Genomic DNA, 17,394 nt, shown 5'->3' on the forward strand with positions numbered 1-17,394 from the left:
AGCGTGTCAGGTCTTGCCAGGCCGGCGCTGCATGACTCGCCGCGGCGGCTGCGGGGAGTTGTGCAGAGTTTCCCTGGACCGGGCCTCTGCGCTGCCGACGACTGCGGCCGGCGCACGGTGCGATGATGGGCAGGAGCACGAGCGCACCCGCTTCCGGACTGAGCGCTGTACAGGTGTCGCAGGGCCGCTGCGCCCTGGCGAGTCGATCGATGAGACGGTCGCCGGTTGGAAGCCGGCGATCGCAATGGAGAGGAGAACCATGGCGAGTCTGGACTTCGAGGGCGAGAAGGCACAGTTCCGTGTCTTCTACGACGCCAATTCGGCGATGCTGGAGAACGCCAGCAGGTCGCTGGTCAGCCTCCTCACGGACCTGCTCCCGCAACTCGGCTCGGTGCCCTTCTCCAAGATCGAGTCACGGCTGAAGGACCGCGAGGAGTGCATCAAGAAATTCAATCTCAAATACCGTCAAGCCCTGGAAGCCGGCTCGACGGCGTACGAGATCAGGAACCACGTCAGTGACCTGGTGGGCCTGCGCATCGTCTGCCTCTATGAGGACGACATCGAGAAGATCGGCGCGATTCTCCAGAGCGAGTTCGAGGTGGTCGAAGTCACCGACAAGATCTCGACCATCGAGAACACGGAGGCCTCGTTCGGCTACAAGGGTCTGCATTTCGATCTCAAGCTCAAGAACCCGCGGCTCGAGTTGCCCGAATACCGGGCCTATGCGGACCTCCAGTTCGAAGTGCAGGTACGGACGATCGTGCAGGACTCCTGGAGCGTGCTGGATCACAAGATCAAGTACAAGAAATCCATTCCCAACCATCTGAAGCGCCGGATCAACACGCTGGCCGCGCTCTTCGAGCTGGCCGACCGGGAGTTCCGACAGATTCGGGACTCCACCGAAGAGGAGCTTCAAAAGGAAGAGGACGAGCCGGCCGAGCCAGCGGAAACGTCGGTTCCGCAAGGCGTCAATGGTGCGGCGCCAGGTGAAGCGCCGCGTACCGAGCCTCCCGAGTCCCCGGCGACCGAGCGTCGCAGCGCGAAGCTCAACGCCTTCAATTTCCTGAAGATCGCCAGCCATTTCTTCCCCACCTTCGACTTCGTGCCGCAGAAGGTGGATGGCTTCGTTCAGGAGATCGTGACGGCGCAGCCGTCCATTTCACGCTCGGAGTTCAACCAGTATTTGCGCGAGAACATCGGCATCGTCAAGCGATACCAGGTCCACTTCGAAGACAGTTCCGAGAACCGGATGAATCCTTTCACCGTGATCCGTCACAGCCTCTATCTGGGCGACAAGACGCTGTTCCAAGGCATCCTGACGAGTCTCGCGAAGAAGAATTTCGAGGAGTGGCTCTCGGTCCACGCCATCGAGGAACTCTGAGGCCACGGCCGCTGGGCGAGATCCCGTCCTGAACCGCGCCGAGGCGACCGTTCGCGGGCGTTCGCGGGCGTTCGGGACTGGCGGCGCCTAGCGCGCCAGGAGGTCCAGGATCGGCGCCGCCATCCGCGCCGCCGCGCCGCGATGCGCCGCGGCAAAGGCCGTGGCCGCCGCCGCCATCGCATCACGCTCATCGGCCTTGGTGAGAAGCACGAGCGCTTCAGCCAGTCCTTGCGTCAGCGTCTCGACGCGCCGCGCGGCGCCCGCCTGCAGCGACAGCTCCGCCGCCTCGGCGAAGTTGAAGGTGTGCGGTCCCATGAACAGCGGCACGCCGCAGGCGGCCGTCTCGATCAGGTTCTGTCCGCCGAGCTTCTCGAAGCTGCCGCCAAGCAGCGCGACATCGGCCAGGCCGTAGTACAGCGCCATCTCGCGCATCGAGTCGCCCAGCCACACGTCCGCCACGCCCGCGCTCAGCGGCGGCGTGGCGATGTCGCTGGTGCCGAAGGCGCTGCGGCGCGCGAGCGTGAGGCCCGCCTCGGTCACCATCGCGGCGATCTCGTCGAAGCGCTGCGGGTGCCGCGGCACGATCAGCAGCAGCGGTGAACCCGCCTGCGCCCTCGCCTGCGACGCCGCCTTCCAGGCGGCCAGCATCGCGGCCTCCTCGCCTTCGCGAGACACCGCCAGCATCACCACGGGCCGGTTCAGCCCGGCGCGCCACGCGCGGCCTCGCGCGAGCAGCGCGTCATCGGGCTGGAGGTCGAACTTCAGGTTGCCGCAGACGCGCACGTCCTCGACGCCGGCCTGACGCAGCCGATCGGCATCGGCCGCCGTCTGCGCCAACGCCAGCCGCAGGCTGCGCGCCGCCGGCGCCAGCAGCGCCTTGAACTTCTCGCCGCGACGCAGGCTGCGCGCGGACAGCCGCGCATTCGCGAGCACCATCGGCACGCCCGCCTTCCGCGTCTCGTGCTGCACGTTGGGCCAGATCTCGGTTTCCATCAGCACGCCGACCGACGGCCGCGTGCGCTTGAGGAAACGGCGCACCGCGCCGGGCGTGTCGAAGGGCAGCCAGCGCTGCGTGTCGCCGTCGCGCAGCAGCGCGCGGCCGGCCTCCCGGCCGGTCGCCGTCGTGTGCGTGAGCAGCAGCCGCATGCCGGGCCGCTCCTGGCGGAGGCGCTCGATCAGCGCCGCGGCCGCCCGCGTCTCGCCCAGCGAGACCGCATGCACCCAGATCGCGCCCGGGGCGATCGCCTCGCCGAAGCCGAAGCGTTCGCCCGGATGCACCGCGTAGAGCGGCTCCACGCGCCCGCGCAGCAGCACGCGCGCCAGGTAGGCCGGCGTCGCGAGCCTCAGCACGGTGCTGAAGACCGCGCGCGCCAGGCGCTCCTTGAACGAATCGGAACTCAAAGGCGAATGCCCCATGCCGCGATCAAGGAGCCCGCCAACGATGGGCCGCTCAACGATGCGCCGCTCAATGGCCGGACGTGAACGTGATGTCTGGCTTCACGCGCTGGAGCTGGGCCAGCACTTCCTTCTGGATGCGCTCCAGCGCTTCCTGCGTGTGGCCTTCGAAGCGCAGCACCAGCACCGGCGTCGTGTTGGACGCGCGCACCAGGCCGAAGCCGTCGTCGTACTCCACGCGGATGCCGTCGATCGTGATGATGTCCTTGGCGTTCGGGAACTGGGCGATCTCCTTGAGCTTGGCGACAACCTCGTGGTGCTCGCCTTCCTTGCAGGGGACGTTCAGTTCCGGCGTGTTGACGCTGTTGGGCAGGTCGTTCAGGACTTTGCTCGGGTCGTCGCTGCGCGAGAGGATTTCCAGCATGCGCGCGGCGGTGTACATCGCGTCGTCGAAGCCGTACCAGCGCTCGGCGAAGAAGATGTGGCCCGACAGCTCGCCGGCCAGCGGCGCGCCGGTCTCCTTCAGCTTGGCCTTGGCCAGCGAGTGGCCCGTCATCCACATCAGCGGCTTGCCGCCGTGCTCCACGATCCACGGGGCCAGGCGTTGCGTGCACTTGACGTCGAAGATGATCTCCGAGCCCGGCAGGCGCGTCAGGATGTCCGCGGCGATCAGCATGATCTGGCGGTCCGGCATGATCATCGTGCCGTCCTTGGTGACGATGCCCAGGCGGTCGCCGTCGCCGTCGAAGGCCAGGCCCAGCTCGGCGTCGGTCGCGTGCACGATGCGCCGGAGGTCCTCGAGGTTCTCGGGACGCGACGGATCCGGATGGTGGTTGGGGAAGTCGCCGTCCACCTTCGAGAAGATGTCCACCACCTCGCAGCCCAGCGCGCGCAGGATGGCCGGGGCGGTCGCGCCCGGGATGCCGTTGCCGCTGTCGACCACGACCTTCATCGGGCGCGACAGCTTGGCATCCTTGACGATGCGCTGGGTGTACTCGGCGATGACGTCCATCTGGCCGACGCGGCCGTTGCCGGTGGCGTAGTCCTCGGACTCGATGCGGCGCTTCAGTCCCTGGATCTGCTCGCCGTAGACGGCGGCGCCCTTCAGGACCATCTTGAAGCCGTTGTAATCCTTCGGGTTGTGGCTGCCCGTGACCATGATGCCGGAGTTGCAGCCATGCTTGCCGCGCGTCGCGGCCACGTAGTACAGCATCGGCGTCGTGACGGCGCCGATGTCGACGACGTCCAGACCGGTCGACTTCAGCCCGCGGATCAGCGCGTTCACCAGCGACGGGCCCGACAGGCGGCCGTCGCGGCCGACGGCAACGGCCTTCTCACCGGCGTTGATCGCCTCGGTGCCGAAGGACTTGCCGAGATGCTCGGCGAGCGTCTCGTCCAGCGTCGTGCCCACGACCCCGCGGATGTCATAGGCCTTGAAGATGGATGCGTGAACTTGCATGTGCTTCCTTGCAGGAATTGGTGGTGGTTCGAAACTGGGGCGCATTGTAGGCAGCGCCTATGAGAGGTCCGTGTAACCCGGTGCACGGCGGGCTACAGAGGGCAATTCCCGGGCCAGGATTGAGCGCACGGGGATCGGCCAAGCCGCCTCGGGAACCGGCCAAGCCGCCTCAAGACCGAGCGATCGGGAACCGGCCAAGGCTCCTTGGGACCGAGCGATCGGGAACCGGCCAGGGCCCCCTTTTCTCCATGTCCCTCCTTTGTCGGCCGCCCCGGCCTCCAAATTCCCTCCTCGACTTCCGAAAAGGGGGCCCTGGCCGGTTCCCTCCGGACGTCTCGTGGTGGGCCCCCAGGGGGAAGAGGGACATGTCCGAAAACGGCGAGAACCGCCGGACACCGGCTCCTATGATCCTTGCCATGGACTTCCTTCTCGACCCGGATCACTGCTACCCCGCGCTGCTGGCGCGCGACGCGCGCTTCGACGGTCAATGGTTCGTCGGCGTGACCTCGACCGGCGTCTATTGCCGCCCGATCTGCCGGGTGCGCGCGCCGCGGCGAGAGAACTGCCGCTTCTTCCCCAGCGCCTCGCTGGCCGAGGCCGCCCACTTCCGCCCATGCCTGAAATGCCGCCCCGAACTGGCGCCGGCCGCACGCCCATGGAGCACGATGGACGCCGCCGAGGTGCTGGCACGCGAAGCAGCACGCTGGCTCGACGAATGCGCGCCAGAGGAAGCCTCGCTGCCCACACTCGCCGCGCACCTGGGCGTCAGCGAGCGCCATGTGCGCCGCGTCTTCACCGCCGTGCACGGCGTTGCACCGTTGCAGTACCTGCAGACGCGCCGGCTGCTGCTGGCCAAGCAGCTGCTGACCGACACGCGGCTGCCGATCGGCGAGGTCGCGCTCGCGGCAGGCTTCTCGAGCCTGCGCCGCTTCAACGCCGCCTTCCAGGAACATTACCGTCTGAGTCCCAGCGCGCTGCGCAAGGGCGGCGCCGAGGCCGATGCGAGCGCATCCGGCAACGCGCTGGAGACCGCCGAGCTGCGTCTGGACCTGCGCCCGCCGCTGCTGAGCTCGGCGCTGCTGAACTTCCTCGCCGCCCGCGCAGTGCCAGGTGTTGAGCAGGTCGATGTCGAGCGCCTGTCGCTGTCGCGCAGCGTGCGACTGGTGCGCCCGGGCCAGGCGGACGTGCTGGGCTGGCTGTCGCTGCGACTGCCCCCCGACGGCGATGAACGGCCGCGCGTGCGCCTGTCGCTGAGCGCGTCGCTGTGGCCGGTGATCGCGCCGCTGATGCCGCGCCTGCGTCGCTGGCTCGACCTCGATGCCGACCCGCAGGCCATCGCCGCCGCGCTCGGCGAGACCCTCGGTCCTGCCGCCGCGGGCCTGCGCCTGCCGGGGTCGCTGGATCGATTCGAACTCGCGATCCGCGCCGTGCTCGGTCAGCAGGTGACGGTCGCGGCCGCACGCACGCTGGCCACGCGCCTGATCGCCAGATTCGGCGAGCCGTTGCCCGATGCCGCTGGCGCCCCGCCCGGCGTGACGCATGTGTTCCCGACGCCGGCCACGTTGGCCGCCGCCACGGTCGACGACATCGCCCCGATCGGCATGCCCGGCCGCCGGGCCGAGGCGCTGATCCACCTCGCCCGCCAATGGCCGACGCTGGCCTTTGCCCACGGCCGCGGCACGGTGGAGGACGCGATCGCGGAGCTCGCCGCCCTGCCCGGCCTCGGTCCGTGGACGGCGCACTACATGTTGATGCGCGGCTGGAGCTGGCCCGACGCCTATCTGCCGGGCGATGTCGTGCTGAAGCAATGCCTTGAAGCACGCGCCGGCCAGCCGCTGCGTCCGCGCGAGCTGATCGCTGCCGCCGAGCATTTCGCTCCTTACCGCAGCTACGCCGTGTTGCAACTATGGCGGGATGCCGCAACGAAATCCGCCGCTGCGAGGACTCTCTCGAAATCGGCCGCCGCCAAGTCCGTTTCGAAGTCCGCCGCTGCCAAACCCACGCGAAGTCAACCCAGGGTTGTGGGGCCGGAATGAGGCCGGGGGTTCCCGGAGGGATGCCCCCTGCCTCGTGGAGAGCCCGCGCTTGGCCCACCGGAGTTGGCGGACCTCCCGCCAAACCAAGGCCCAGCCTCCCGCCCACCAAGGAGAGTTTCGATGAACCACCGCCACCACACTGCCTGGACCGAGACCGACACCCCGCTCGGCCGCCTGCTGATCGCGCGCAATGCCGAGGGCTTGTCGGGTCTGTGGTTCGAGGACCAGAAGTACCATCCCGGCGCCCTCGCCGCTCCCCGCGACGATGAGGACGCGCTGCTGCGCGACGCCGTCGCGGCGATGAAGGACTACTTCGCCGGCCGGACCGCGGCGCTTCCCCCGATGTCGCCCTCGGGCACCGCGTTCCAGCAAGCCGTGTGGCGGGCCCTGCTCGGCATCCCGGCGGGCGAGACCCTGACCTACGGCCAGCTCGCCGCACGCCTGGGCCGGCCGGAGGCCGTGCGCGCCGTCGCGGCGGCGGTGGGGCGCAACCCGGTGTCGGTGCTGATCCCGTGCCACCGCGTCCTCGGCGCCGACGGCAGCCTCACCGGTTACGCCGGCGGCCTCCACCGCAAGGAAGCCCTACTGACAATCGAAGGAGGCCTGCCCGCTAAGCTGCGCTCCTCGCCCATAGAGACTTCTCCCGGGACCCCGGCCCTTCGCCGTCCCGGCAAGCACGACAACAACCAAGAGGCCCCCGCGTGAAGCGTAGCGATCTGATCGAACTGCTGGTCCTGGCCGCCATCTGGGGCGCGTCCTTCCTGTTCATGCGGGTGGCCGCGCCGGAGTTCGGCGCGGTGGCGACGGCTGCCGTGCGCGTGGCCGGGGCCTCGCTGTTCCTGATCCCGCTGCTGGGCCTGCGCGAAGGACTCGGCGACCTGCGCACCCACTGGAAGGGCCTGCTGCTGGTCGGTCTGCTGAACAGCGCCTTCCCGTTCGCGCTGTTCAGCTTCGCGGCGCTGTCGATCAACGCCGGCCTGTCGAGCATCCTCAACGCCACCACGCCGATGTGGGGCGCGCTGGTCGCCTGGGCCTGGTTCGGGCAACGCCTGGACGGGTCGCGGATGCTGGGCCTGGCGCTGGGCTTCGCGGGTGTCGTGCTGCTGGCCTGGGACAAGGCCTCGTTCAAGCCCGGCGGCAGCGGCTTCGCGATCGTCGCCTGCCTGATCGCCGCGCTGAGCTACGGCGTCGCCGCCAGCGCCACCAAGCGCTACCTCACCGGCGCCAGCCCGCTGGCCGTCGCCACCGGCAGCCAGTTCGCGGCCGCGCTGCTGCTGGCCGCGCCGGCCTGGTCGCTGCGTCCGGCCGCGATGCCGAGCGGTCACGCCTGGGGCGCGGTGGCGCTGCTGGCGCTGCTGTGCACCGGCATCGCCTACATCCTGTTCTTCCGGCTGATGAAGCGCGTCGGCCCGACCAACACGATCTCGGTGACCTTCCTGATCCCGGTCTTCGGCCTGCTGTGGGGCTGGATCTTCCTCGGCGAGACGCTGAGCGCCAGCATGGCCGCGGGTTGCCTCGTCGTGCTGCTCGGCACCGCGCTGGCGGTGGGTGTGCTCAAGCTGCCTTCGACGTCGCCTCCAGCGACGTCCTGAGGATCCTGTCCGACAGGCCCGGTGCCGCGCCCGCGCAGGCCCGGGCCAGGATCATCCCGCCGACCATCGTCGACAGCACGCCGATCGCGCGGGCTTCATCCTCCGCGGTCGGCTCGTCGACGATCGTGCCGTCGGGCCGGTGCACGGCCAGCTCGCGCAGGTAGGCGGCGATGCCGGTGCTCATCGATTCGCGCAGCAGACCGCCCTCGCGCGCCGCGTCGACGCCCAGCGCCGCCATCGGGCATCCCGCCCCGGGCGCGTCGCGATGCGCGGCGCCGAAGTAGCGTTTGAGGAAAGGCTGGTAGTCGCCGCCGTGCTTCTCCAGCTGCGCGCCCAGCCGCGACAGCGAGCCTTCGAAGGCCACGTCGCAGGCTTCGGCCGCGAGTTCCTCCTTCGACGCAAAGCGCCCATAGAAGCCGCCGTGCGTGAAGCCGGCCTCGCGGGAGATCTCCGCCAGGCCGACCCCGGCCACGCCCCGCTCGCGGTACAACTTGGATGCTGCGTCGACCAGCGCCTTGCGGTTGGCAGCCGATTGCTCTTTGGTGACTTTCATGATGGGCACCATTGTAGGAAGCCCCGCTACAACTTCCGGCCGAGGCGCGATGTCACGATTTTGAGTAGGGGCATCATCAAATCTGCGGCGGACGTCGGAAATCTCGATACGATGGCGGCCATCATTAAAACAGGCACCCCTGGAAGGATCCTCCCGCATGCTTGCCGCCGCCATGTCCCGACGCATGACCCACCGGGGTCTGCACTTCAGCTGGGTGATCGCCGGGCTGACCTTCCTGACGATGCTGTTCATGTCGGCGGCGCTGGGCCTGCCCGGCGCGATGCTGCAGCCGCTGGCGCAGGAATTCGGCTGGTCCACCAGCCAGATCTCGTCGGCGCTGGCGTTGCGTTTCGCGCTGTTCGGATTGATGGGGCCGTTCGCGGCGGTGCTGATGGAGCGCTTCGGCGTGCGCGCCGTCGTCAGCGTGGCGCTGGGGCTGGTCGGCGGCGGCATGCTGCTGGCCGGGCTGGTCACGCAGCTGTGGCACCTGGTCGTGCTGTGGGGCGTGGTGCTGGGTCTGGGCAGCGGCATGACGGCGCTGGTGCTCGGCGCCATCGTGTCCAACCGCTGGTTCGCGACGCGCAAGGGCCTGATCATGGGCATCCTGACCGCGAGCGCCGCGACCGGCCAGTTGATCTGCCTGCCGATCGCCGCCTGGATGATCGAGCGTTGGGGCTGGCGCGCCCCGCTGCTGCCGCTGGCCGTGCTGTGCCTGGCGGTAATGAGCCTGGTGCTGCTGTTCATGCGCGACCGGCCGTCGGATGTGGGCCTCGCGCCCTATGGCGCCGATCCTGCCGCTGCCGCGGCGCCGGCCGCGCCCGCCGCCAAGGTCACGTGGCTCACGCCGTTCACCGCCTTGCGTGAAGCATCGAGCCAACCGACCTTCTGGCTGCTCTTCGGCACCTTCTTCATCTGCGGGCTGTCTACCAACGGCCTGGTGCAGACCCATTTCATCTCGCTGTGCGGCGACTACGGTCTGGCGGCGGTGCCGGCGGCCTCGGTGCTGGCGATGATGGGGATCTTCGACTTCATCGGCACGATCCTGTCGGGCTGGCTCAGCGACCGCTACGACACCCGCAAGCTGCTGTGCTGGTACTACGCGCTGCGCGGGCTGTCGCTGATGTGGTTGCCGAACGCGGAGTTCACGCTCTACGGGCTGTCGCTGTTCGCGGTGTTCTACGGACTGGACTGGATCGCCACGGTACCGCCGACGGTGCGCCTGACGGCGGAGCGCTTCGGCGCGGCGAAGGTGGGGATGGTGTTCGGTTGGATCTTCGCGGGCCACCAGATCGGCGCGGCAGTCGCAGCCTACGGCGCGGGGCTGAGCCGCAGCCTGCTGCTGAGCTACGCCCCGGCGCTGTACGTCGCCGGCGCGGCCTGCCTGCTGGCGGCGGTCATGGCGATGGTGATCCGTCGGAAGACCGCTGCTGCATGACTCCCTAGACCCCGCGCGCTGCGCGCGCCCCTCACCCCTGCCCTCTCCCGCAAGCGGTAGAGGGAGTAAGAGGGTCCGCTCGGTGCATTCTCACTCCCTCTCCCGCTCGCGGGAGAGGGCGGGGGTGAGGGCCAGCGGCCTGTGCAGTCAGCCAGCGTCGACGACGTCCGGCGGCGCGGCGAGCAGCGCCTGCAGTCCTTCCTCGTCGAGGACAGTGACACCCAGCTCGCGCGCCTTGTCGAGCTTGGAGCCCGCCTCCTCGCCCGCGATCACGTAGCTGGTCTTCTTCGACACCGAGCCGCTGACCTTGCCGCCGGCGGCCTCGATCAGCTCCTTGGCCTCATCGCGCGACAGCGTCGGCAGCGTGCCGGTCAGCACCAGCGTCTTGCCGGCCAGCGGCTGCGGTCCGGCGGGCGCCGCGGCGGCCCCTTCCGATTGCGGGAATTCGACGCCCGCGGCGAGCAGCTGCTCGACGACCTCGCGGTTGTGCGCCTCGGCGAAGAACGCCGCGATGCTCTTCGCGACGATCGGCCCGACGTCCTTGACCGCCAGCAACTGCTCCTCGGTCGCGCCCATCAGCGCGTCCAGGTTGCCGAAGTGCTTCGCCAGATCCTTGGCCGTGGTCTCGCCGACCTGCCGGATGCCCAGCGCGAAGAGAAAGCGCGCCATCGTCGTGCGCTTGCTCTTCTCCAGCGCGTCGATCAGGTTCAGCGCGCTCCGGTCCCCCATGCGTTCCAGCGCGGTGAGCTTGGCCACGCCGAGCTTGTAGAGCCCCGGCAGGCTGGTGACGATGCCGCCGTCGACGAGCTGGTCGACGAGCTTGTCGCCCAGGCCCTCGATGTCCATCGCGCGCCGCCCGGCGAAGTGCAGCATCGCCTGCTTGCGCTGCGCGGGGCAGAAGATGCCGCCGCTGCAGCGGTGGTCGATGCCGCCCTTCTCGCGCACGACGTCGCTGCCGCAGATCGGGCAGTGCTTCGGCATGCGGAAGTTGGGCACGTAGCTCGCGCGCTTCGCATCGACCTTGCCGACGACCTCGGGGATCACGTCGCCGGCGCGCCGGATGATGACCTGGTCGCCGACGCGGATGCCCTTGCGGCGCATCTCGAAGAGGTTGTGCAGCGTCGCGTTGCTGACCGTCGTGCCGCCGACGAAGACCGGCTCCAGCTTGGCCACCGGCGTCAGCTTGCCGGTGCGACCGACCTGGATGTCGATGCGGTCGAGCGTCGTGACCTGCTCCTGCGCCGGGTACTTGTGCGCCACCGCCCAGCGCGGCTCGCGCGAGACGAAGCCCAGCCGCCGCTGCAGCTCGCGGCTGTTGACCTTGTAGACGACGCCGTCGATGTCGAAGGGCAACGCATCGCGCTTCTCGCCGATCGATTGATGGAAGGCCACCAGGCCTTCGGCGCCGCGCACCACCGCGCGGTCGGCATTGACCGGCAGGCCGTAGGCCTGCAGCGCGTCCAGCATCGCGCTGTGCGTCGCCGGGATCTCCCAGCCCTGCGTCTCCCCGATGCCGTAGGCGAAGAAGCTCAGCGGCCGCTGCCGCACCAGCGCCGGGTCCAGCTGCCGGATCGCCCCGGCGGCCGTGTTGCGCGGATTGACGAAGGTCTTCTCGTTCGCGGCCCGCTGGCGTTCGTTGAGCGCCTCGAAATCGTCGCGACGCATGTAGGCCTCGCCGCGCACCTCCAGCACCGCGGCCTTCGCGCCCTCGCCCGAGAGCTTCAACGGGATCTGCTTGATCGTGCGCACGTTCTGCGTCACGTCCTCGCCGGTCTCGCCGTTGCCGCGCGTGGCGGCCTGCACCAGCACGCCGTGCTCGTAGCGCAGGCTGATCGCCAGGCCGTCGAATTTCAGCTCCGCCGCGTACTCGACCGGCGCGGCGTTCTCGCCCAGGTCCAGTTCGCGTCGCACACGCGCGTCGAAGTTCTCGGCGCCGCTGGCCTCGGTGTCGGTCTCGGTGCGGATCGACAACATCGGCACCACGTGCCTCACCGGCTCGAAGCCCTCCAGCACCTGCCCGCCCACGCGCTGCGTCGGCGAGTCCGGCGTCAGCAGCGCCGGGAACGCGGCCTCGATGGCCTGCAGTTCCTGGAACAGCTTGTCGTACTCGGCATCGGGCAGCGACGGCGTGTCGAGCACGTAGTACAGGTGGGCGTGGTGATGCAGTAGCGCGCGGAGTTCGGCGGCGCGGGCGGTGGCGTGTTGGGCGGAGAGCGAAGACACGGAAGCGGACCTCGAGGGAGTCATGCGCGCATTGTGGCGCACCCCCACTGAGCCACCGCTGGTCACGGCTGGCACCCCTGTCTTCTCGCACTCTCTGGAAAGGAGGTCTGTTCCCATGACCCTCGACGTCGTCACCGCATCCGCGCCCCTCGCCCGTTCGAAGCACCGCCGCGCCGGCGCCCGTCCGCAACGCGGCGTCACCCTGCTCGAACTCCTGATCGGGGTCGGCGTGATCATCGTTGTCATGGTCATCGTGCTGATGGGCATGCGCAACCTCAACGCGCAGATGGACCGCTCCGCCCTGCTGCGGCAGGCGCCGCAGATCCGGGCCAACGTGGCCGGCTTCGGGAAAACCGGCGCGGTGAACCTCGCCGAGGTGACCACCGCCCGCGCGCACGGCTTGAGCGCCTTCCCGCTCGGATCCGTCACCGTGGCGGGCGACGCCGTCACCGTGAAGCACGAGCTCGGCGGCCAGATCTTCGTCGCGGGCTTCAACGACGACTTCGGAGCCGCGAAGAAGGGCGAGGCGTTCACGCTGAGCTACACCGGCATTCCCACGTCGCAATGCGCCAGCGTCGCGCGGGGACTCGCGCTCGTGGCCGACGGCATCTGGGTCGGCGAGGAGACGGCCGAGATCAGGCACACGAAGCCCGCCGACAACAAGGTCGTGAAAGTGCCCGGCTCCGCCGAGCCGATCGGCGTCGGCAAACTCGTCGATGCATGCAAGACCGAGAGCGCCGTGGTCACCGTCCACGCGTTGATGGCCAACTGAACGCGCACCGATGGTCTCGTCACGATTCCTCTGCGTCTGCGCGCTGATGTCCGGCGCGGCGGTCTCCGCATCGCCCCTGCCGCCGGACACCGGTCCACGGCCGGTCGCCGCCGCACGGGCGGACCTCGAGACCGACGCTGCGATGGGGTGGACCTTCGCCCGCGTCGACGGCACCGTCCACCAGGCGTTGCAGCGCTGGACACGCGAGGCGGGCTGGCAGCTGGTGTGGGAGGTCGATCGCGACTTCCCCATCGATGCCGAGGTCACGCTGCGCGGCAACTTCCTGGACGCGTTGGCCCAGGCGATGGCCGTGTTGCGCGACACCGACTTCCCGCTGCAGGCCCGCGTCCAGGCGGGGACCCGCGTGGTGCGGGTCGTCCGCTACCTGCCCGATGGTGCTCGCCAGTGAGGACCTTCCCCGTGCCGTCTTTCCCGCGGTCCTCACCGCGCTTATCTCCGCACTCATCTCCGTGTCCATCGCTGCGTTCGGTGCTGCGTTCGGTGCTGCGTTCGTCGCCGAGGTCCCTCCCGCATCCTCCGGGCGGCGCTCCCCGTCGCCTCGTGATCGTCGGCGGGATGGCGGCCTGCGTCGCCATCGTCATCGCCATCGCCGGATGCGCGATGCCGGCCGCGCGCGAGACCGAGCGGGCCCAGCAGGCCCTGCTCGATCGCGCCGAGGCGCTGCAGGCCCGGCTGCGCGAGCCGGCCACACCGCCGCCGCTCGTCGTGAGCGATCCGACCCCGCGCTTCGCAAGCCGGTCCATCCCGCTGCGCCGCGACGAGCGGCTGCCGGACCACCTCGGCGACATCCGCCTGCACGCGCCGGGTCGGCTGCCGCTGGCCGCGGTGGCCGAACTGCTCTCGCGCGCGATCGGCCTGCCGGTGATCATGACGCCGGACGCGCTGCACAGCGCCGCCGACTACGCGCCCGGTCCCGCGCCGCGGCCGGCCTTCGACGCGGCCACCGCCGCGCCCGAGGAGAGCGCCGCGCTGCGCCGGGCCGGCCGGGCGGGCGCCCTGCGGCTGGACATCTCCGCGCCGGAACACCAGAACACCGTCGAGATCGACCACGCCGGCCCCTTGCGTCCGCTGCTGGACCGCATCGCGGCGCAGGCGGGACTGCACTGGCGCCACACCGGCGGACGCATCGTGTTCTCCCGCGTGGTCACGCGCGCGATGCCGGTCAAGGCGCTGCCCGGCGGCCTGGACGCGAGCGCGTCGTTCGACGTGTTCGGCGGCGCGGAAAGCTCCGGCGGAGGTGCCGCCAAGATCGACGGCAACGCGCAGAGCGACTACTGGGCCGGGCTGCCCGACGCGCTCAAGCCGATGCTCTCCCCGGCCGCGGCGCTGCAGGTGGATCCGCGCGCGGGACTCGTGACCGTCACGGACGCGCTCGCCAACGTCGAACGCGTGCAGACCTACCTCGACGCGCTCAACGCCAACCTGCTGCGCCAGGTCGTGCTCGAGATCGAGGTGCTGCAGGTGAGCTTCAACGACGAGTTCAGCAACGGCATCGACTGGCGCCTGATGCTGGGCCGGCTCGGCCAGGGTAACCAGCTGGACCTGATCGCGCCGGTGGCGCTCGGTCCGCTGGGCGCGGGCACGCCCGCGGCGCTGAGCTTCGTGCTCGGCCAGTCGGGCTCGCGCGGATCGCCCAGCGAGTGGGTCGCCAAGGCGTTGCAGGAGTACGGTCGCGTGTCGACCGCCTATTCGAGCGTGGTCACCACCACGAACCGGATGCCGGTGCCGGTCGGCGCGTTGCAGACGCGCTCGTACGTGCAGCGCGCGACGGCGCCGACCGTGAGCCCGACCACCGGCCTGACCACCGCGGGCGCGCTGGAGCCCGGCAAGCTCACGACCGGCCTCGGTCTGACGGTGCTGCCGGTGATCCTGGATTCGCACCTCGTGCTGCTGCAGACCGCGCTGCAGATCAGCGAGCTGCGGCAGCTGCGCGCCTTCACCAGCGGCAGCGGCCAGCTGGCGCGGTCGGTGCAGTTGCCCGAGACGATGAGCTTCAGCACCCTGCAGCGCATCAGCGTGCCGGCCGGTCGCACGCTGGTGCTGGCCGGCTTCGAGCGCCGGCAGACCCAGCTCGACGACGCGGACATGGTGCGCGGCCTGGTGCCGCTGGCGCGGCGCGGCATGCACGCCAGACAAGGGACGGTCGTGCTGATCACGCCAAGACTGGTGGGGCCATGATGGGCGCGCGACCGACACCGCCGGGCGGCGACGACAAGACCGCCGAGGGGCGCGAGGCCCGAGCAACGCGCGAAGCCAGCGAGGCCCGCGGTCTCGACGAGCACGGCGTGGCCCGGGTGATCGCCGTCGCCGGCGTGCGGCTGGCCTTCGGGCTGGACTGGCACCCGGTGGCGCGGCCCGACGAGCCGGGCCCCGACCTGCGCCAGGCGCGCGCCGCCGGCTACCGCTTCGTCGCGCGACTGCCGGACGGTGCCCTGCTGGGACTGGCGCGCCGGATCGACACGGGTCGACGCGCGCATCGACTTCTGCATCGTCGCGCCCATTCGGCGGTGGCCTTGCTCGTGGCCCGTTTCGCGGAACGCGGCGCGGAGGCCTGCCTGATCGCCGCCTCCGGCACCGGCATCGGCACCCGAGCGTCTGGTGGTACGAGCACGCGCGTGGCCTTTGTCGGCCTGATGGAGCGGCGGCCGGTGCCAGGCTTTGACCGCGTGCTGCCCGACCTCGACGCGGCGCTGGCGGTGCTGCAGGAGTTCCGCGACATGCATCCGGACCAGGAGGTCCGCGTCGCCAGCCATCTGCCCGGGCAGGACCGCATCGGCGAAGCGCTCGCACCGGACCTGCTGTTCGGCCAGCCCGACGGCGACACGCGCCTGCTGCCTCTGCTGCCTGCGCGCTGGCCGGCCGCGCTCGCCGCGGGCCTGGCCGCGCTGGGCCTGAGCGTCGGCTTCACGATGTGGATGCGGCATCAGCGCGAGGTGGAGCGCGCGACGCTCGACGCGGCGCGCCATCTCGCGGCGACGGCGGCGTCCCGTGCGCAAGCCTCCGCCCAACGCGCCCGCCGACTGGGCAGCCTGTTGGAGCAGGCGGGCCGACCGGGCCTCGCCCCGTTGGACCGCTGGCGTGCCGCCATCGCCGCGCTGCCCGTGAGCCGCGCCGGATGGACGCTTCAGCAGGTCGACTGCGATCGCTCGAACGGATGCGTCGCCACCTGGGCGCGCCATCACGGCAGCCTCGAGATGCTGGACGGGCTGCCGGCCGGCGTGATCGGCGCGCCATCGATGCGGCCCGAGCTGTCGGCCGGCGAGGACGCCCTCGCGGCCTCGATGCAGACGGCGCTGGCGGACACCGTCGAGCCGCCGCTGAGGCGGGGCGAGGCGCTCATCGCCGCGCGGCTGCCGCCGTTGCGCCTGGCCATGAACGTCTGGGGCAGCCACCTGCAGGAGCTGGCGACCGTCGGCGGCGCCGACGCGTCGCTCACGCCGGGACCGTCCCTCGACGGCGAGGCCGGCGTCAGCGACCCGACCACCACGAGCACCGCGACAGCCAGGACAGGCATGAGCACCACGACAGATGCAGCCTCCACGACAGGCACGGCCTCCACGACCGGCATGACCGGTGCGGACCAGGAGCGCGCGGACCTCGTCGCGCAGCCGGTCGTCCGGATGGTCTGGCGCTTGAAGGACGGCGTCTGGTCCCTGCCGCTGGTCCAGGTGCCGCCGTACGTCGTCGTGGAGACCCTCACCCTGAATTTCGCCGCGTCACAGATCAGCTATGAGCTTTCCGGATCCCTCTTCGCGCATGGCCTGCGTTACTGACGTCTTCACTCCCCGACACTGCCGGCGGGTCCGCGCGACGGCGCTGGGGTCCTGCCTGCAGGCGGCGCTGTCGGTGACGCTGTCGATGACCTTCTCGACCGCCCTGTCGACAGCCCATGCCGGCGGCGACGGAAGCCGCGCGCCCGAGACGACGCCGGGCGTCAGCTTGCGCCACCTGGTCGATGTGGCGCGACACAACAAGGCGGCGGAGCTGGCCGCCGCCACGGCCCGTCTGGCGGGCACGCCGCGCCCGCCCGGTGATCCGGCGGTGCCGGCGCCATCAACGGCACGGGGTGCCGCGCTCGCCGAGCTGCCCCGGCTCTGGTCGCTCATGGCCGCCGGAGACCGCTGGCGGGCCGAGGTGCTGTTGAGGGGGCGCCTGCATGCCGTCGACAGCTCGTCCGGGCCGGAGACCCGCGTCGGACCGTGGCGTGTGCTCGGACTGACATCGGAGGGACTGCGTGTCGAACGGGTCGCGGCGAGCGGACGTCCACCTCGTCCCCCTCGTGCTGCCGCCACCCGCACAGGGAGCCGCGGCCGCGAGCTATCGCTTCGACGGCGGCAGGTCGCTCGCCGCCGGCGCCTCCGCGCAAGCCGGCCTTGGACGGCTCGATGACGGAGACGGAAACGACGACAGCGGCGATGGCATCGGCGATGGCGGTCACGGCGGTGACGGCGACGCCGTCCATCGCGCCACGGCATTGCCCCTGCCCGCGGCCCCCGCAGCCGCGGCGCCGTCCAGCGCGCCCTCCCT

Annotated in this window: 14 protein-coding genes; 10 read left to right on the forward strand and 4 right to left on the reverse strand. The window is 70.5% G+C overall.

The features are described from left to right. Positions 1 to 31 precede the first annotated feature (31 nt). The gene (locus tag ACFJIX_RS25070) at positions 32 to 1,381 is read left to right on the forward strand and encodes a GTP pyrophosphokinase family protein (protein WP_377155345.1); all 1,350 of its coding nucleotides are present in this window, start codon (positions 32 to 34) and stop codon (positions 1,379 to 1,381) included. An 87-nt stretch (positions 1,382 to 1,468) separates the two neighbouring features. Here ACFJIX_RS25070 and ACFJIX_RS25075 read toward each other — a convergent pair whose 3' ends face one another. Beyond that, positions 1,469 to 2,797: a 3-deoxy-D-manno-octulosonic acid transferase gene (locus ACFJIX_RS25075; RefSeq protein ID WP_377155346.1), complete on the reverse strand. Its 1,329-nt coding sequence runs from the start codon at positions 2,795 to 2,797 to the stop codon at positions 1,469 to 1,471. Between the two features lie 49 nt (positions 2,798 to 2,846). Next, a complete protein-coding gene (locus ACFJIX_RS25080) occupies positions 2,847 to 4,235 on the reverse strand; it encodes a phosphomannomutase/phosphoglucomutase (RefSeq protein WP_377155347.1) in 1,389 nt (462 codons plus the stop codon). Positions 4,236 to 4,600: 365 nt separating this feature from the next. Between ACFJIX_RS25080 and ACFJIX_RS25085 the strand changes: the two genes are divergently transcribed. The 3 genes from ACFJIX_RS25085 to ACFJIX_RS25095 all read left to right on the forward strand — a co-directional run bounded on the left by ACFJIX_RS25085 (position 4,601) and on the right by ACFJIX_RS25095 (position 7,863). Next, a complete protein-coding gene (locus ACFJIX_RS25085) occupies positions 4,601 to 6,271 on the forward strand; it encodes a DNA-3-methyladenine glycosylase 2 family protein (RefSeq protein WP_377155348.1) in 1,671 nt (556 codons plus the stop codon). A 120-nt stretch (positions 6,272 to 6,391) separates the two neighbouring features. Next, complete coding sequence (locus tag ACFJIX_RS25090) at positions 6,392 to 6,976, forward strand: methylated-DNA--[protein]-cysteine S-methyltransferase (RefSeq protein ID WP_377155349.1); 585 nt, start codon at positions 6,392 to 6,394, stop codon at positions 6,974 to 6,976. Beyond that, positions 6,973 to 7,863, forward strand: coding sequence for a DMT family transporter (locus ACFJIX_RS25095; protein WP_377155350.1), 891 nt, complete (start codon positions 6,973 to 6,975; stop codon positions 7,861 to 7,863). Before ACFJIX_RS25090 ends, ACFJIX_RS25095 begins: the two co-directional genes overlap by 4 nt. Here ACFJIX_RS25095 and ACFJIX_RS25100 read toward each other — a convergent pair. After that, positions 7,826 to 8,416 carry a TetR/AcrR family transcriptional regulator gene (locus tag ACFJIX_RS25100; protein ID WP_377155351.1) on the reverse strand — a complete coding sequence of 197 codons (591 nt, stop codon included), beginning with the start codon at positions 8,414 to 8,416 and terminating at the stop codon, positions 7,826 to 7,828. The two genes, ACFJIX_RS25095 and ACFJIX_RS25100, sit on opposite strands and share 38 nt — an antisense overlap. A 157-nt stretch (positions 8,417 to 8,573) precedes the next feature. Between ACFJIX_RS25100 and ACFJIX_RS25105 the strand changes: the two genes are divergently transcribed. After that, positions 8,574 to 9,851, forward strand: a complete 1,278-nt coding sequence (locus ACFJIX_RS25105; RefSeq protein WP_377155352.1) for an MFS transporter — start codon at positions 8,574 to 8,576, stop codon at positions 9,849 to 9,851. 147 nt (positions 9,852 to 9,998) lie between these two features. On the opposite strand, the gene ligA is transcribed toward ACFJIX_RS25105, so the two are convergent. Then, positions 9,999 to 12,098, reverse strand: coding sequence for an NAD-dependent DNA ligase LigA (gene ligA, locus ACFJIX_RS25110; RefSeq protein WP_377155353.1), 2,100 nt, complete (start codon positions 12,096 to 12,098; stop codon positions 9,999 to 10,001). A 91-nt stretch (positions 12,099 to 12,189) separates the two neighbouring features. Between ligA and ACFJIX_RS25115 the strand changes: the two genes are divergently transcribed. From ACFJIX_RS25115 to ACFJIX_RS25135, 5 genes are all read left to right on the forward strand, one after another. Further along, positions 12,190 to 12,846 carry a hypothetical protein gene (locus ACFJIX_RS25115; protein ID WP_377155355.1) on the forward strand — a complete coding sequence of 219 codons (657 nt, stop codon included), beginning with the start codon at positions 12,190 to 12,192 and terminating at the stop codon, positions 12,844 to 12,846. Positions 12,847 to 12,856: 10 nt separating this feature from the next. Next, a complete protein-coding gene (locus ACFJIX_RS25120) occupies positions 12,857 to 13,255 on the forward strand; it encodes a toxin co-regulated pilus biosynthesis Q family protein (protein ID WP_377155356.1) in 399 nt (132 codons plus the stop codon). Positions 13,256 to 13,407: 152 nt separating this feature from the next. Beyond that, the gene (locus tag ACFJIX_RS25125) at positions 13,408 to 15,045 is read left to right on the forward strand and encodes a hypothetical protein (RefSeq protein ID WP_377155357.1); all 1,638 of its coding nucleotides are present in this window, start codon (positions 13,408 to 13,410) and stop codon (positions 15,043 to 15,045) included. Further along, positions 15,042 to 16,640: a hypothetical protein gene (locus tag ACFJIX_RS25130; RefSeq protein WP_377155359.1), complete on the forward strand. Its 1,599-nt coding sequence runs from the start codon at positions 15,042 to 15,044 to the stop codon at positions 16,638 to 16,640. The genes ACFJIX_RS25125 and ACFJIX_RS25130 overlap by 4 nt, the downstream gene beginning before the upstream one ends. Beyond that, entirely contained in the window at positions 16,624 to 17,256 is a 633-nt protein-coding gene (locus tag ACFJIX_RS25135; RefSeq protein WP_377155360.1) for a hypothetical protein, read from the forward strand. Before ACFJIX_RS25130 ends, ACFJIX_RS25135 begins: the two co-directional genes overlap by 17 nt. Positions 17,257 to 17,394: the final 138 nt, after the last annotated feature.

The sequence above is a fragment of the Roseateles sp. UC29_93 genome, assembly GCF_042695725.1.
Lineage (GTDB): Bacteria > Pseudomonadota > Gammaproteobacteria > Burkholderiales > Burkholderiaceae_C > Roseateles > Roseateles noduli_A.

Coding starts and splice junctions, on each gene's coding strand:
- ACFJIX_RS25090 (WP_377155349.1), top strand. CDS start 6,392: ATGAACCACCGCCACCACACTGCCTGGACCGAGACCGACACCCCGCTC.
- ACFJIX_RS25120 (WP_377155356.1), top strand. CDS start 12,857: ATGGTCTCGTCACGATTCCTCTGCGTCTGCGCGCTGATGTCCGGCGCG.
- ACFJIX_RS25070 (WP_377155345.1), top strand. CDS start 32: ATGACTCGCCGCGGCGGCTGCGGGGAGTTGTGCAGAGTTTCCCTGGAC.
- ACFJIX_RS25135 (WP_377155360.1), top strand. CDS start 16,624: ATGGCCTGCGTTACTGACGTCTTCACTCCCCGACACTGCCGGCGGGTC.
- ACFJIX_RS25105 (WP_377155352.1), top strand. CDS start 8,574: ATGCTTGCCGCCGCCATGTCCCGACGCATGACCCACCGGGGTCTGCAC.
- ACFJIX_RS25130 (WP_377155359.1), top strand. CDS start 15,042: ATGATGGGCGCGCGACCGACACCGCCGGGCGGCGACGACAAGACCGCC.
- ACFJIX_RS25080 (WP_377155347.1), bottom strand. CDS start 4,235: ATGCAAGTTCACGCATCCATCTTCAAGGCCTATGACATCCGCGGGGTC.
- ACFJIX_RS25075 (WP_377155346.1), bottom strand. CDS start 2,797: ATGGGGCATTCGCCTTTGAGTTCCGATTCGTTCAAGGAGCGCCTGGCG.
- ACFJIX_RS25085 (WP_377155348.1), top strand. CDS start 4,601: ATGTCCGAAAACGGCGAGAACCGCCGGACACCGGCTCCTATGATCCTT.
- ACFJIX_RS25100 (WP_377155351.1), bottom strand. CDS start 8,416: ATGAAAGTCACCAAAGAGCAATCGGCTGCCAACCGCAAGGCGCTGGTC.
- ligA (WP_377155353.1), bottom strand. CDS start 12,098: ATGACTCCCTCGAGGTCCGCTTCCGTGTCTTCGCTCTCCGCCCAACAC.
- ACFJIX_RS25115 (WP_377155355.1), top strand. CDS start 12,190: ATGACCCTCGACGTCGTCACCGCATCCGCGCCCCTCGCCCGTTCGAAG.